We start from the raw sequence: 14,774 nt of genomic DNA, 5'->3' as shown, positions 1-14,774 counted from the left end.
CTCATCGGTTCGTTGTCTGGCGCAGCAGCATGGTGCCACCGCGCTGGGTAAATTCAAGTTTGTTCAGGGCGCTCATGCCGAGCAGCACCTGGTCGCCATGCAGCCCCGGCGCCACCAGTGCGCGGACATCCCGCAGCACGATGTCGCCCAGTTGCAGGCGGGCAATCTTCGTTCGATAGCCCTGGCTCAGGCCATTGGCCGTGCTCAGGGTCACGCCGAAACCTTCTTGCAGCTTCAAACGCTTGGCCAGATCCGCCGGGATCGCGACATCGGTCGCGCCGGTGTCGAGCATGAACTCCACCGGCTCGCCGTTGATCTGGCCGCTGGCGACAAAATGCCCTTGGGCATTGCTCGCCAGTTTCACTTCGATAAAACCTTCGCCCTGCTCCGACGTGACCACGATGTTCGGATTCTGCTGGCGCTGCTCCCACTGCCCAAAAAATTTCGTCGCGAGAAACAGTGCCGCGCACCAGGCGAGGACCATTAGCACCCGACCGGCACGCTTGCCCGGCGGTTGCTGGCTCATGGCCTGGCACTCCAGCCACCGTCCGGCGCGGCGAAGCGCCAGACCACCGGGCGGACTTCGCCGTCGGCACGCGGGCCAAAATTGTTGTCGACGCCGATCCACGCACCTTCGGCATCAATGATCAGCGCTTCTTCCAGTCCGTAGTTCTGCGAGTAGCGGCGATTTTCCCGCAACAGTTCGCCAGCATACGACCAGCATTGCTCGACCTTGGCCGTCTGTGCATCGCGACGGCAGATCTCGAAAGCGTTGCGCTCAAGGGTAAACAGCTTGCCGTTGAACAAGGAAATATCGGAAAAGTCGCGATGAACCGCTTTCGCCTTGGGAAACTGTGGCGGCTGCATCTCCTTGCCGCCCTCACTGAGCAGCACGCAGCGACCGTCACAATCCCACACCGTCTGCTGGCGCTTGATCAGCAGCAGGCCGCGCTTTTGCCGTTCGGCGGCCAGCCATATCTGATCACCGGCCGGGTTGATCGCCAGGCCTTCGAAGATCGAATTGAACTTGAGCAGCAGGCCGCTCGCCCGCGCTTCGCGAACCAGCAGCGGCGAGATTTTCAGCCAGTTCGCCGGGCCACTGACCGGCACCTGCAACACCGCCGCATGGGCTTCGCTGACGATGTAGCGATTGCCAGCGCTGTCGCAACTGATGCCTTCGAAATCCAGTTCGCCCCCGCGAATGAACGACGCCGCCCAGGTACGCGAGCTCAAGCCCCACGGCAAGCCGCTCTCGGGCACGGGCGGCACGTCGATGTGCACGGTTTGCGCCTGCCAGACCGGATCGCGGGTATCGAGCCGATAGATCTGCTCGTCATCGCGATCGGAAACCGTCCACAGCTCATTGCCGCACATGGCCAGACCCGACAGGTTACCGCCGCGCATGCCTTCGACCGGGTGTTCGGAAAGCAGCCGCAATTGTTGCAGCGGCTCGGCCGACACGCTCAGCGCACTCAGCAGCAACGCACCCGCCAAGGCCCAGCCAAACTGCATCAGGCCAGCACCTCGGCGAGGTTGCCTTTGGATTCGAGCCAGGTCTTGCGGTCACCGGCGCGTTTCTTCGCCAGCAGCATATCCATCATTTCCGAGGTTTCGGCGAAGTCTTCGCCCAGCGTCAACTGCACCAGACGCCGGGTGTTCGGGTCCATGGTGGTTTCACGCAACTGCGGCGGGTTCATTTCACCCAGACCTTTGAATCGGGTGACCTGCGGCTTGCCGCGTTTCTTTTCGGCCACCAGGCGATCGAGAATGCCGTCGCGCTCGGCTTCGTCGAGGGCGTAGTAGATCTCTTTGCCGAGGTCGATGCGGTACAGCGGCGGCATCGCCACGTAGACGTGACCGGCATCCACCAACGGGCGGAAATGCTGGACGAACAGCGCACACAGCAAAGTCGCAATGTGCAGACCGTCGGAGTCGGCGTCGGCGAGGATGCAGATCTTGCCGTAGCGCAGCTGGCTCATGTCCGCCGCGCCCGGATCGACGCCGATGGCCACGGCGATGTTATGCACTTCCTGGCTGGCGAGCACTTCGCTGCCGTCGACTTCCCAGGTGTTGAGGATCTTGCCGCGCAACGGCAGGATCGCCTGGAACTCCTTGTCCCGCGCTTGCTTGGCCGAACCGCCGGCGGAGTCACCCTCGACCAGGAACAGCTCGGAACGCATCGGGTCCTGCCCGGCGCAGTCAGCCAGTTTGCCGGGCAGCGCCGGGCCTTGGGTGACGCGTTTGCGCTCGACTTTCTTGCTCGCCTTGAGACGGCGGCCGGCGTTGTTGATCGCCAATTCGGCCAGGGCCAGACCGGTTTCCGGGTTGGCGTTGAGCCACAGGCTGAAAGCGTCTTTAACCACACCGGAGACGAACGCCGCTGCTTCACGGGAAGACAGACGCTCTTTGGTCTGGCCGGAGAATTGCGGTTCCTGCATCTTCATCGACAAGACAAAAGCGATGCGCTCCCAGACGTCTTCCGGCGCCAGCTTCACGCCGCGCGGCAGCAGGCTGCGGAACTCGCAGAACTCGCGCATCGCATCGAGCAGGCCCTGACGCAGACCGTTGACGTGCGTACCGCCCTGGGCGGTCGGGATCAGGTTGACGTAGCTTTCCTGCACCGCGTCGCCACCTTCCGGCAGCCACAACAGTGCCCAGTCGACCGCTTCTTTATTACCGGCGAAAGCGCCGCAGAACGGCTCGTTCGGCAGACGTTCGAATTCGCTGACCGCATCGACCAGGTAGGAGCGCAGGCCGTCTTCGTAATGCCACTCGACTTTCTCGCCGGTGCCTTTGTCTTCGAAGCTGACCAGCAGCCCCGGGCACAACACAGCCTTGGCCTTGAGCACATGCTTGAGGCGGCTGATGGAGAATTTCGGTGAGTCGAAGTATTTCGGGTCCGGCGCGAAGTACACGCTGGTGCCGGTGTTGCGCTTGCCGACGGTGCCGACGATTTCCAGCTCGGAGGCCTTGAAGCCGTCCTTGAAGGTCATCTGGTATTCGTTGCCGTCACGTTTGACCCGTACGCGCACTTCGGTCGACAGCGCGTTGACCACGGAAATACCCACACCGTGCAAGCCGCCGGAGAACTGGTAGTTCTTGTTGGAGAACTTGCCGCCCGCATGCAGCTTGGTGAGGATCAGTTCGACGCCGGACACACCCTCTTCCGGGTGAATGTCGACCGGCATGCCACGGCCGTCGTCGCTGACTTCCAGCGAATGGTCGGCGTGCAGGATGACCTGCACCGATTTGGCGTGGCCGGCCAGGGCTTCGTCGACGCTGTTGTCGATGACTTCCTGGGCGAGGTGGTTCGGCCGACTGGTGTCGGTGTACATGCCGGGGCGTTTGCGCACCGGGTCGAGGCCCGAGAGGACTTCGATGGCGTCGGCGTTATAAGAACTAGCGCTGGGAGTGGCCATAAGGTCTCGTCGTCAGTCATTCATGAAAGAGGGGCAAGACTTCACAGCGTGGTGAAATCGATTGCCTGATACATATCGGCAGCCATGCCGGCAAAACTCAGCAACGCCGGCAATTGCCCGGCAAAGCCCTGGAAACTGTGGTCGCCGCCGGCCTGGATGCGCAAGGCACAGGCGCGGTAATACTGTTGGGCGAGGCGATAATCCAGCGTTTCGTCGCCGGTTTGCAACCAGACCTGATAACGCTGCGGATCCTGCGGTGGTGGCACTTCCAGTTCGGCCAGCGCCGTGACGTGGTCGTGGGTCAGTTCCCAGGTTTCATCGGTGTAGAGGTTCTGCTGCGTGCCCAGATAACCATCGAACATCCGGTGCGGGCTGACCGCCGGGTTGACCAGCAGGGCTTTCAGGCCATGGCGCTCGGCCAGGTGAGTCGCATAGTAGCCGCCGAGCGAACTTCCCACCAGCAACGGCCGGCCCAGCTCGGCGATTGCCTGCTCGAGCTGACCGATGGCTTCACGCGGATGGTGATGCAGCGCCGGCACGCGCAATTGCCCGCTCAACCCCAGCCGCTCCATGACCGCGACCAGCTGACAGGCCTTCTTCGAGGCCGGCGCGCTGTTGAAACCGTGGATATAGAGGATCGAACCGGACATTTGAGCTCCCTGGCTGTCGGCGAAAGATAGCGGAGTTTACAGGGAGAAGGACCGGGATTGGGGGTGGGTTCAATAAATTGGTGTGACAGCACAAGCTGCCCTCACCCTAACCCTCTCCCGGAGGGAGAGGGGAACCGACTGGGGGATATTCGAGAGCTACACCGACCTGAGCGTTTTGCTGCGAATCCATAATCGATATCGCTGTTTCAGGTCGATGCACAGCCAAAGACACCGCGGTCGGCCCCCTCTCCCTCTGGGAGAGGGCTGGGGTGAGGGTCTTTGATTGTCAGTTCAGTAACCGTTGGAGCCGTAATCGACTGTGAACTCGAAGTCGGTGACTCTTTCGACGCCCGTTTCCAATTTCCCGTCCGGCAACAATCGCAACCAGCGATACCCCGGCGCCTGCTCGCCCACTTTGAAATCCGCACTCCCCGGCTCGAACTGGATGCACGTCGAAGGCGAAGCCATCAAACGCACGCCATTGCGTTCGCGATCGATTTCCTGATGCACATGCCCCCACAACACCGCGCGAACCTGCGGGAAGCGATCCAGCACTTCAAAGAACGCTTCCGGGTTGCGCAAGCCGATCGGCTCCATCCACGCGCAGCCGATCGACACCGGGTGATGATGCAGGCACACCAGATGATGGCGCTCAGGCGCCTCGCTCAGCGCGCGGGCGAGCAGTTGCAATTGATCATCCTGCAGATAGCCCGGCACCGAACCCGGCACCGCAGAATCCAGCATCGTCACCCGCCAATTGCCAATATCGACCACCGGCTCCAGGAGCGTGCTTTGCACCGCCGCCTCGGCCATGACCATCGGCTCGTCGTGATTGCCGGGAATCCAGCGCGCGGGTGCACTGATCTGCGCGCTCAGTTGGCGGAATGCCTGATACGACTGCAGCGTGCCGTCCTGGGAAATATCGCCGGTCGCCAGCACCAGGTCGATCTGCGCCTGTTGCGCCAACACCAGGTCGATGACCTGTTGCAGGCTCTCGCGGGTCTTCATGCCCAGCAGCGTGCCGTCCGCCTCGGCGAACAGGTGGCTGTCGGACAACTGCACCAGCAGCGCCGGGTCGGCGCTGGTCAATGTCGATACGCTGGGCAAGGCGCTCTCCCGGGGCTAAGCACGCAATGGATGGGTGCGGCAATTATGCTGGGGGATGACACAAAGGGGAAACCGCCGAAGCGGACGCAGTTCACAACTAGCGAACGACTTCGTACTCGTGCCCCAACGCCAGGCAATGACTCAGCCATTCGCCCAGAAACACATTGAGCTGGGCCTTTTCATCGGGCTGGTGCATGGCGGCGTTCGGATAAGGATAGATGCCGCGAAAGCGTCGTGCATGCTCGGCGCTGACCACTTCGGCCATGCGCGCGTCGTGGTAGACCTGCACTTCCAGTTGCGGCACCGGCAACCACGGCAGACTGTGCTCCTGGCGCACCTGCAAGGTCGTGGTGTACGGGCAGGTCTGCAACACCTCGAGAGCGAGCACTCCAAGCATCTGCTCGCCCTGGGTCACAGCGATACGCCGCGCCTCGGGTTCGTTGCGCATGTCCGGCAGCAGTCGCATCAGGCGCGCGTAGTTGGCCTCGCAGGCGGCTTGCAGCCCTACGAGGTCAACCCGATAACGATCGCGCAGCTTGTTTACGACCATAGCCCCCTCACTTCGGCGCGGTTGAGCGCCAGCCACTGCAAGGCGATGATGCTCGCCGCGTTGGCAATCCGTCCGTCACGCACGGCCTGCCAGGCATCTTCAAATGCCCAGACCGTTACGCGAATGTCTTCGGCCTCTTCTTCCAGCCCGTGCAGACCGCCGACACCGTCGGTGCTGCAACGCCCCAGATACAAATGCACGAATTCGTTGCTGCCACCCGGCGAGGGGAAGTACTTGGTCATCGGCCACAACGCCTTGATGTCCAGCCCAGCTTCCTCCTGCGCCTCGCGGTGAGCAACTTCTTCCGGTTGCTCATCCTTGTCGATCAGACCGGCGACCAGTTCGACCAGCCACGGGTTGTCGGCCTTGCCCATGGCGCCGACACGAAACTGCTCGATCAACACCACTTCATCGCGCTGCGGATCGTAAGGCAGGACGCACACGGCATCGTGGCGCACGAAGATTTCACGATTGATCTCGCGGCTCATGCCACCGGCGAACAGCTCATGGCGCAGGTGCACACGGTCAAGCTTGTAAAAGCCCTCGTAGCATTTTTCGCGCCGCACGATATCCACGGCGGTCGGAATGGCGTTGGCAAAGTCAGTCATAATCTTCCTCTTTACTGCACATCCATTACGAGGTTGCTGTGTACAACCGGCAACCTCGACTTCGCGCCATCCTAACGCGCCCGCACCGTTTGATGCAGCCCCTTTACCGTCAGCGGGATGGACGGTGACGGTGAAACACACTCTAATCAGCTTAGTGGCGAACTGACTGCTCCGTTGAGAGTCGAAGCGGTATCTTTTTGCCTTCCCCTGCTTTCGAAAGGACGCCCATGTCGCTTTTCAAAATTGCCTCTGTGGCCGCTATTGCCCTGACTCTGGGCGCTTGTGCCAGCCTGTTCCAGCCCAACTATCGCACGCCGCTGGAAACCACCCGCGACGCCTCGGAACAACTCAAACCCGGTTGTTCCAACCCCGATTGCCCGCTGGTGAACATCGACACCCTGCGCTTCCCGGACGAGCCGGCGCTGGATGGCATCATCGAAAAACGTCTGCTGCAAATGACCCGCACCGAGAAGAACGCACTCGTAGCGCCAACCCTGGCCGCCTACCGCGAGCAGTTCCTCGCCAGCGCCGGCCCGCGCAACAGCAGCTATCTGCAAGCGAAAGTACGCGAGCAGCATGACGGACTGGTGATCATCGAGCTGTCGAGCTACCTCGACACCGGCGGCGCCCACGGCACGCCGGGTCGCGGTTTCATCAACTATTCGCGCCAGCAGCACAAGGTGCTGAACCTGTCCGACATGTTGCTGCCGGGGCAGGAAGAGGCGTTCTGGAAAGCCGCGCAAGTGGCGCACAACAGTTGGCTGATCAGTACCAAACTCGATCAGGAGGCGGAATTCGTCGCGAACTGGCCGTTCGTGAAAACCCCGCACGTGGCGCTGACCTATGGTGGCGTGATCCTCAAGTACGACGTGACTACCATCGCGCCTTATGCGCTGGGCCACGTCGAACTGAAGATTCCTTACCCGCGCCTGAACGGCATTCTCAAGCCTGAGCTGTTTCCCGGCCGTAACTGAAGGCCCGGCCCAGCACTAACTGCAACAGCCCTGCCAGCACCAACGCCGGCAGGGTTGCGCCGACATCCGGATACAGATTCGCCAGCAAGTGGTAGGTGCTCACACCACCCAGCCACGCCAGCAACGCCGGCCAGCGCAATGCGGCTGACGCGACCTGAGCACTGCGCTTGCGCAGGATGAAGTGATCCACCAGCACCACGCCGAACAGCGGCGCGAACACCGAGCCGATCAACAGCAGGAAATTCTGGTACTGCGCCAACGGCGCCAGCAGTGCGATCAGCGTGCAGATCACGCCGATGGCCAAGGCCAGATGCTCGACTTTCAGACGCAACAGAATCCCGCTCGATACCGCCGCCGAATGAATATCGGCAAAAGCGTTTTCCGACTCGTCGAGCAGAATCAGCAACAGCGGAATGCCCAGACCGGCGCCAGCCAAGGCCAGCAGCAACGCATTGACTTCACCGCTCGGCGCGAACGCCAGGGTGTAGGCCACGCCAAGGCTCATCAGCCAGAAGTTACCGATGAAAAAACCCACAGCCGTGCCACCGAAAACATTCTTCGCACGCTTGCCGAAACGCGAGTAGTCGGCAATCAACGGCAGCCACGACAGCGGCATGGCGATGGCAATGTCGAAGCCCACGGCGAACGGCATCGAACCGTCACCGGCGCGCGCCCACAGCGCCGCGAGGTCGGCTTTGGCGAACAGGTTCCAGGTCAGCCACAGGCACGCGGCGAGCAACAGCCAGATGCCCCACTTGCGCAGAATCTGCCGCACGAACGTCAACGGCCCGCTCACCGCGAGCAAGGTCGCCAGCGCACCGAAGAACAGCGTCCACAGAATCGGATTGGCCCACAGCGAACCTTCGCTGAAGGCGCGGCTGCCGAGCAGACTGGCGGCGTCGCGCATGACGATGATTTCGAACGAGCCCCAGCCGATCAGTTGCAGCAGATTGAGCAGCGCCGGCAGGCTCGCGCCTTTGCTGCCGAGGCTGAGCTTCAGCGCCGCCATCGATGACAGGCCGGTGTCGCTGCCGATCACGCCGACTGCAGCCAGCAACAGCACGCCCACCAGCGTGCCAAGGAAGATCGCCAGCAAAGAACCGGACAGACCCAGACCCGGCGCGAGCAATGCGCCGGTCTGCAAAACCATCAGGCCGATGCCGAGGGAGAACCACAGGGAAAACAGATCGCGCCCGCCGAACACACGCTTTGCAGCGGGGACGGCGAGATCGGGGGAATAAGTGCCGGGTTGAATGCTCAAGGGTGTTATCTCAAAGGGACATTTGTTGTGATCGTTCCCACGCTCTGCGTGGGAATGCCTCTCGGGACGCTCCGCGTCCAGTGACGCGGAGCGTCACGGGCTGCATTCCCACGCGGAGCGCGGGAACGATCAGTACGGGGTCAAACTTTCTTGTACAGCTGACTGCCTTCCTTCTTGAACCGCTCGGCCTGCTCAGCTAGCCCCTTGGCGACGTCCACATCGACCGCGTCAATGCGTTGGTTGGCTGCGTATTCACGGACTTCCTGGGTGATCTTCATCGAGCAGAATTTCGGCCCGCACATCGAGCAGAAGTGCGCGACCTTGGCCGAGTCCTTCGGCAGGGTTTCGTCGTGATAGGAGCGCGCGGTGTCCGGATCCAGGCCGAGGTTGAACTGGTCTTCCCAGCGGAATTCGAAACGCGCCTTGCTCAGTGCGTTATCACGAATCTGCGCGCCCGGGTGTCCCTTGGCCAGGTCCGCTGCGTGGGCGGCGATCTTGTAAGTGATGATCCCGGTCTTCACGTCATCCTTGTTCGGCAGGCCCAAGTGCTCCTTCGGCGTCACGTAGCAGAGCATCGCGCAACCGAACCAGCCGATCATCGCCGCGCCGATACCCGAGGTGATGTGGTCATAGCCCGGCGCAATGTCGGTAGTCAGCGGGCCGAGGGTGTAGAACGGCGCCTCGTCGCAGCATTCGAGCTGCTTGTCCATGTTCTCTTTGATCAATTGCATCGGCACGTGGCCCGGGCCTTCGATCATGCATTGCACGTCGTGTTTCCAGGCGATCTTGGTCAGCTCGCCGAGGGTTTCCAGTTCGCCGAATTGCGCTTCGTCGTTGGCGTCGGCAATCGAGCCCGGACGCAGGCCATCGCCCAGCGAGAAGCTGACGTCGTAGGCCTTCATGATTTCGCAGATTTCGTCGAAGTGGGTGTAGAGGAAGTTCTCTTTGTGGTGCGCCAGGCACCACTTGGCCATGATCGAACCGCCACGGGAGACGATGCCGGTGACGCGTTTGGCGGTCAGCGGCACGTAACGCAGGAGCACGCCGGCGTGAATGGTGAAGTAGTCGACGCCCTGCTCGGCCTGTTCGATCAGGGTGTCGCGGAACAGCTCCCAGGTCAGGTCTTCAGCGACGCCGTTGACCTTCTCCAGCGCCTGATAGATCGGCACGGTACCGATCGGCACCGGCGAGTTGCGGATGATCCACTCGCGGGTTTCGTGAATGTGTTTGCCGGTGGACAGGTCCATCACCGTGTCCGAGCCCCAGCGAATGCCCCAGGTCAGTTTCGCCACTTCTTCTTCGATCGAAGAACCCAAGGCGCTGTTGCCGATGTTGCCGTTGATCTTCACCAGGAAGTTACGACCGATGATCATCGGTTCCAGTTCGACGTGGTTGATGTTGGCGGGAATGATCGCGCGGCCACGGGCGATTTCTTCGCGGACGAATTCAGGGGTGATTTCTTGCGGAATGCTTGCGCCGAAGCTGTGGCCGGCATGTTGCTGTTTGAGCAAACCGGCTGCGCGGGCCTCTTGCAGCTTCATGTTTTCGCGGATGGCGACGTATTCCATCTCGGCGGTGATGATGCCTTTGCGCGCGTAGTGCATCTGGCTGACGTTGGCCCCGGCCTTGGCGCGGCGCGGGTTGTTGACGTGGGCGAAGCGCAGTTTGGTCAGCTCGGCATCGGCCAGACGCTGCTGGCCGAAGTTCGAGCTCAGGCCCGGCAGGCGCTCGGTATCGCCACGGTCATCGATCCACGCTGAACGCACATCGGCCAGACCTTTGCGCACATCGATGACCACGTTCGGGTCAGTGTACGGGCCGGAGGTGTCGTAGACCGTGACCGGCGCATTGATCTCGCCGCCGAAATCGGTCGGGGTTACATCGAGGCTGATTTCGCGCATCGGCACGCGGATGTCCGGGCGCGAGCCCTGAACGTAGATTTTTTGCGAACGGGTGAACGGCTTGACCGATTGCTCGTCGACCTTGGCCGAGTCACTCAGGTTGATCGCGTTTTTTTCTTTTGTTGTCATCACGGGCTCTCCAGACAGCATCCAGCAGTGGATTGTCGGAGCAGAACCTGAAAGGCACGGACGCACCAGGACCGGTGCTGTGCATTCGTCATGAGCGTTCGATTGTCGAACAATATCCCGGACGAAGCACAAGAGGACTCGCCGGGTGACGAGAAATCTTGTTCCCTACGCAGGCGCTAACCTGATCAGGTTCAACGGGATCCGAAATTATTCGATCTCAGCCTCATAGCAAGGCACCCCGACAAGAACCCGGCCAGTCTAGACACAACCACCGAGGAACGCCAACACCGCAGCGAACGCCATGATGAATGGCGTAAATACCCAGGCTGGCCGATTGTTGCCGGAGCAATGCGCAACTACACTCGCTTGGCCTGCCCAGCCTTGACGCTGTGCGGGCTGCGCCTTACCTTTGGCGCCCGGATTACTTCCATAATATTCATGCTAGGGATCGCCTCATGCTGCGCAAACTTTCATTGGCTGTTGCCGTGTCCTGTGCGTCCAACACAATGGCCTGGGCAGCGGAAGCACCCTTGTCGACCAAAACCGATCTGGTCAGCGTCTATCAGGAAGCGGTCGACAATAACGCCGACCTCGCGGCGGCCCGCGCCCAGTATGGCGCGCAGAAAGAAGTGGTGCCGCAGGCCCGCGCCGGTCTGCTGCCGAACCTGTCCGGTGGCGCCGAAGTCGCCGACGTGCGCACCTCGATCGACCAGCCTTCGGCCGTCGCCAACCGCAGCGCGCATTCCTATCAGGCGACACTCGCGCAGCCGCTGTTCCGCGCCGATCGCTGGTTCCAGTATCAAGCAGCCAAAGACGTCAACGAACAGGCCGCGCTGCAGCTCTCGGCCACCGAGCAGAACCTGATCCTGCAGAGCGCCGAAAGCTACTTCAACGTGCTGCGCAGCCAGGACAATCTGGCCTCGACCAAGGCTGAAGAAGCGGCGTTCAAACGTCAGCTCGATCAGTCCAACGAGCGCTTCGATGTCGGCCTTTCGGACAAGACCGACGTGCTGCAATCGCAAGCCAGTTACGACACCGCGCGAGCCAACCGCATCGTCGCCCAGCGTCAGGTCGATGATGCGTTCCAGGCGCTGATCACCCTGACCAACCGTCAGTACAACTCGATTCAGGGCATCGTCCACACGCTGCCGATTCTGCCGCCTTCGCCCAACGATGCGAAATCCTGGGTCGACACGGCGGCGCGGCAGAACCTCAATCTGCTCGCCAGCAACTACGCGGTCAGCTCCGCCGAGCAGACGCTCAGGCAGCGCAAGGCCGGCCACTTGCCGACCCTCGACGCCGTGGCCAAATACGAGAAAGGCGACAACGACGCCCTCGGCTTCGCCAACCCCAACTCGTTCGGCGCACCTTATGGCGGCAACGTCGAGCAGAGCACGCTGGGCCTGCAACTGAACATCCCGATCTACAGCGGCGGGCTGACCAGTTCGCAAGTGCGTCAGTCCTATGCGCAACTGGATCAGAGCGAACAGCAGCGCGAATCGCTGCGCCGGCAAGTAGTTGAAAACACCCGCAATCTGCACCGCGCGGTGAACACCGACGTCGAGCAGGTGCAGGCGCGCCGCCAGTCGATCATCTCCAACCAGAGTGCGGTGGAAGCCACGGAAATCGGTTATCAGGTCGGCACGCGCAACATCGTCGACGTGCTCGATGCGCAGCGCCAGCTGTACACCTCGGTGCGCAACTACAACAACACCCGCTACGACTACATCCTCGACAACCTGCGCCTGAAGCAGGCGGCGGGGACGCTGAACCCGGGTGATCTGGAAGATCTGCGGCGCTATCTGAAAGCCGATTACAACCCGGACAAGGACTTCCTGCCGCCGGATCTGGCGTCGGCGGCGGAAGCGCAGCTCAAGGCCCGGCCATAAACAATCTGGAATGAATCCCATGTGGTGAGGGGATTTATCCCGTCCGGCTGCGCAGCAGTCGTAAATCCTGCTTGCCAGATTTGACTGAATCACCGCGTTGAATGGTTTCGGGGCCGCTTCGCAACCCAGCGGGGATGAATCCCTGTGGCGAGGGGATTTATCCCCGTCCGGCTGCGCAGCAGTCGTAAATCCTGCTTGCCAGATCTGACTGAATCACCGCGTTGAATGGTTTTGGGGCTGCTTCGCAACCCAGCGGGGATGAATCCCTGTGGCGAGGGGATTTATCCCCGTCCGGCTGCGCAGCAGTCGTAAATCCTGCTTGCCAGATTTGACTGAATCACCGCGCTGAATGGTTTTGGGGCTGCTTCGCAACCCAGCGGGGATGAATCCCTGTGGTGAGGGGATTTATCCCCGTCCGGCTGCGCAGCAGTCGTAAATCCGACTTGCCAGATCTAACTGAATCAACGCGCTGAATGGTTTTGGGGCTGCTTCGCAACCCAACGGGGATAAATCCCCTCACCACAGTAATATTCCAGGCGACTATTGGATCAGCCGCGCCAGACCATCCAGCCAAAGGCCCCGGCCATAAACAATCTGGAATGAATCCCATGTGGTGAGGGGATTATCCCCGTCCGGCTGCGCAGCAGTCGTAAATCCTGCTTGCCAGATCTGACTGAATCACCGCGTTGAATGGTCTTGTGGCTGCTTCGCAACCCAGCGGGGATGAGTCCCTGTGGTGAGGGGATTTATCCCCGATCGGCTGCGCAGCAGTCGTAAATCCTGCTTGCCAGATCTGACTGAATCACCGCGTTGAATGGTTTTGGGGCTGCTTCGCAACCCAGCGGGGATGAATCCCTGTGGTGAGGGGATTTATCCCCGTCCGGCTGCGCAGCAGTCGTGAATCCTGCTTGTCAGATCTGACTGAATGACCGCGCTGAATGGTTTTTGGGCCGCTTCGCAACCCAGCGGGGATGAATCCCCTCGCCACCCTGATATTCCAGGCGACTATTGGATCAGCCGCGCCAAGCCATCCAGCAAGCGCTGCAACGCGCCCTGATTGCGGCGCATCACCGCCAGCCCGGCCTCGGCCATGCGCTGCGCATCACGCGGCAGTTCGAACAAGCGCTGCACCTCGACTGCGAGCCCTTCGGCATCATCCACTTCGGCCAACGCCCCGGCTTCGCGCAATTGCGCGGCGATGTCGAGGAAGTTGAACAGGTGCGGGCCGCTGAGTACCGGTTTCGCCAGCGCGGCGGGTTCGAGCAGGTTGTGCCCGCCGTTCGGCACCAGACTGCCGCCGACAAATGCGCTGTCGGCCAGGGCATAGAGAAACAGCAACTCACCCATGGTGTCGCCGAGCAGCACGCTCGTTTGCGCATCGACATTGGCCCCGGTCGAGCGACGTACCGTGGCGAAACCTTCGCGCTGGCACAAGTCGAACACCGAATTGAAACGCTCGGGATGACGCGGCACCAGAACCAGCAACGCATCGGGATGACTGCCCAGCAAACGACGATGGGCGTCGAGCACCACTTCGTCTTCGCCTTCGTGGGTGCTCGCAGCGATCCATACCGGGCGATCCTGCGCCTGCCACCGGCTGCGCAGTTCGGCTGCACGCTGCAACAGTTGCGGGTCGATGGTCAGGTCGAACTTGATCGAACCGGTGACCTCGACAGTTTCCGGACGTGCGCCAAGATCGCGGAAGCGCTGGGCCTCGGCTGCGGTCTGCACGGCCAGCAAACTCATCTCGGCGAGCATCGGCGCAGTGAGTTTGCTGAAGCGGCCATAGCCTTTGGCGGAACGCTGCGACAACCGCCCATTGGCCAACGCCACCGGAATCCCGCGCTTGGCACATTGATGAATATGGTTAGGCCACAGCTCGGTCTCCATGATCACTGCAAGCCTGGGCTGTACGCGATCAAGAAAACGCGCCGCCGCACAAGGCAAGTCATACGGCAGATAGCAGTGTTGAATGTGCGGCTCGTTGGAAAACAGTGCCTGAATCCGCTCCGAACCGGTCGGGGTCATGCAGGTCACGGTGATCGGCAGCGTCGGATAGCGTTCCAGCAGCGCGCGGATCATCGGCGCGGCGGCAATGCTTTCGCCGACCGACACCGCGTGCACCCAGATGCCACCGGGCTGCAACGTCGGCATGCCATAAGTAAAGCGCTCGCCAATGCGTTTGGCATACGCCGGCGCCTTGCGCGCACGCAGCCATAGTCGAATCGCCACCAATGGCAGCCCCAGGTAAAACAGCGCGGTGTAGAGAGTTCTATTCATGGCGGC

General features: G+C 61.5%; 12 protein-coding genes and 1 riboswitch. Of the genes, 2 read left to right on the top strand and 10 right to left on the bottom strand.

Going from position 1 to position 14,774, the window contains the following annotated elements:
- Window position 1 precedes the first annotated feature (1 nt).
- The 7 genes from AB4N41_RS11320 to AB4N41_RS11290 form a co-directional block, all read right to left on the bottom strand.
- Entirely contained in the window at window positions 2–526 is a 525-nt protein-coding gene (locus tag AB4N41_RS11320) for a retropepsin-like aspartic protease family protein (RefSeq protein WP_150741673.1), read from the bottom strand.
- Window positions 523–1,512, bottom strand: coding sequence for an esterase-like activity of phytase family protein (locus tag AB4N41_RS11315; protein WP_150741674.1), 990 nt, complete (start codon window positions 1,510–1,512; stop codon window positions 523–525). Before AB4N41_RS11315 ends, AB4N41_RS11320 begins: the two co-directional genes overlap by 4 nt.
- Window positions 1,512–3,419: a DNA topoisomerase IV subunit B gene (gene parE / locus AB4N41_RS11310; protein WP_095180975.1), complete on the bottom strand. Its 1,908-nt coding sequence runs from the start codon at window positions 3,417–3,419 to the stop codon at window positions 1,512–1,514. The genes AB4N41_RS11315 and parE overlap by 1 nt, the downstream gene beginning before the upstream one ends.
- Window positions 3,420–3,460: 41 nt before the next feature.
- Complete coding sequence (locus AB4N41_RS11305; protein WP_041477646.1) at window positions 3,461–4,069, bottom strand: YqiA/YcfP family alpha/beta fold hydrolase; 609 nt, start codon at window positions 4,067–4,069, stop codon at window positions 3,461–3,463.
- A gap of 291 nt (window positions 4,070–4,360) precedes the next feature.
- A complete protein-coding gene (gene cpdA / locus AB4N41_RS11300; protein WP_252877323.1) occupies window positions 4,361–5,176 on the bottom strand; it encodes a 3',5'-cyclic-AMP phosphodiesterase in 816 nt (271 codons plus the stop codon).
- A gap of 97 nt (window positions 5,177–5,273) precedes the next feature.
- Entirely contained in the window at window positions 5,274–5,726 is a 453-nt protein-coding gene (locus AB4N41_RS11295; RefSeq protein WP_016771972.1) for a DUF1249 domain-containing protein, read from the bottom strand.
- Entirely contained in the window at window positions 5,717–6,334 is a 618-nt protein-coding gene (locus AB4N41_RS11290) for an NUDIX domain-containing protein (protein WP_236168143.1), read from the bottom strand. The genes AB4N41_RS11295 and AB4N41_RS11290 overlap by 10 nt, the downstream gene beginning before the upstream one ends.
- A gap of 227 nt (window positions 6,335–6,561) precedes the next feature.
- Here AB4N41_RS11290 and AB4N41_RS11285 point away from each other — a divergent pair, with 227 nt between their 5' ends.
- Window positions 6,562–7,308 (top strand): RsiV family protein, encoded by a 747-nt coding sequence (locus tag AB4N41_RS11285; protein ID WP_252877322.1) that lies wholly within the window; start codon window positions 6,562–6,564, stop codon window positions 7,306–7,308.
- On the opposite strand, the gene cytX is transcribed toward AB4N41_RS11285, so the two are convergent.
- On the bottom strand, window positions 7,277–8,569 hold the full coding sequence (gene cytX, locus AB4N41_RS11280) for a putative hydroxymethylpyrimidine transporter CytX (protein ID WP_056787515.1): 1,293 nt from the start codon (window positions 8,567–8,569) through the stop codon (window positions 7,277–7,279). The genes AB4N41_RS11285 and cytX overlap by 32 nt on opposite strands.
- Window positions 8,570–8,709: 140 nt before the next feature.
- Window positions 8,710–10,599 carry a phosphomethylpyrimidine synthase ThiC gene (thiC, locus tag AB4N41_RS11275; RefSeq protein ID WP_041477643.1) on the bottom strand — a complete coding sequence of 630 codons (1,890 nt, stop codon included), beginning with the start codon at window positions 10,597–10,599 and terminating at the stop codon, window positions 8,710–8,712.
- Window positions 10,600–10,744: 145 nt separating this feature from the next.
- Window positions 10,745–10,850: riboswitch (TPP riboswitch) on the bottom strand.
- Window positions 10,851–11,054: 204 nt separating this feature from the next.
- Between thiC and AB4N41_RS11270 the strand changes: the two genes are divergently transcribed.
- Window positions 11,055–12,488, top strand: a complete 1,434-nt coding sequence (locus AB4N41_RS11270) for a TolC family outer membrane protein (protein ID WP_150638304.1) — start codon at window positions 11,055–11,057, stop codon at window positions 12,486–12,488.
- Window positions 12,489–13,493: 1,005 nt separating this feature from the next.
- Here the strand turns inward: AB4N41_RS11270 and waaA are convergent.
- A complete protein-coding gene (gene waaA / locus AB4N41_RS11265; RefSeq protein WP_252877321.1) occupies window positions 13,494–14,768 on the bottom strand; it encodes a lipid IV(A) 3-deoxy-D-manno-octulosonic acid transferase in 1,275 nt (424 codons plus the stop codon).
- Window positions 14,769–14,774 lie beyond the last annotated feature (6 nt).

The sequence above is a fragment of the Pseudomonas sp. S2_A10 genome (genome assembly GCF_054668465.1).
Note: the sequence above shows the minus strand (reverse complement) of the source record. Positions and strands in the feature narration are given on the sequence as shown.

Bases quoted from the DNA above. Each gene is read 5' to 3' on its own strand.
- AB4N41_RS11320 (WP_150741673.1), bottom strand. From the start codon at position 526: ATGAGCCAGCAACCGCCGGGCAAGCGTGCCGGTCGGGTGCTAATGGTC.
- AB4N41_RS11315 (WP_150741674.1), bottom strand. From the start codon at position 1,512: ATGCAGTTTGGCTGGGCCTTGGCGGGTGCGTTGCTGCTGAGTGCGCTG.
- parE (WP_095180975.1), bottom strand. From the start codon at position 3,419: ATGGCCACTCCCAGCGCTAGTTCTTATAACGCCGACGCCATCGAAGTC.
- AB4N41_RS11305 (WP_041477646.1), bottom strand. From the start codon at position 4,069: ATGTCCGGTTCGATCCTCTATATCCACGGTTTCAACAGCGCGCCGGCC.
- AB4N41_RS11295 (WP_016771972.1), bottom strand. From the start codon at position 5,726: ATGGTCGTAAACAAGCTGCGCGATCGTTATCGGGTTGACCTCGTAGGG.
- AB4N41_RS11290 (WP_236168143.1), bottom strand. From the start codon at position 6,334: ATGACTGACTTTGCCAACGCCATTCCGACCGCCGTGGATATCGTGCGG.
- AB4N41_RS11285 (WP_252877322.1), top strand. From the start codon at position 6,562: ATGTCGCTTTTCAAAATTGCCTCTGTGGCCGCTATTGCCCTGACTCTG.
- thiC (WP_041477643.1), bottom strand. From the start codon at position 10,599: ATGACAACAAAAGAAAAAAACGCGATCAACCTGAGTGACTCGGCCAAG.
- AB4N41_RS11270 (WP_150638304.1), top strand. From the start codon at position 11,055: ATGCTGCGCAAACTTTCATTGGCTGTTGCCGTGTCCTGTGCGTCCAAC.
- waaA (WP_252877321.1), bottom strand. From the start codon at position 14,768: ATGAATAGAACTCTCTACACCGCGCTGTTTTACCTGGGGCTGCCATTG.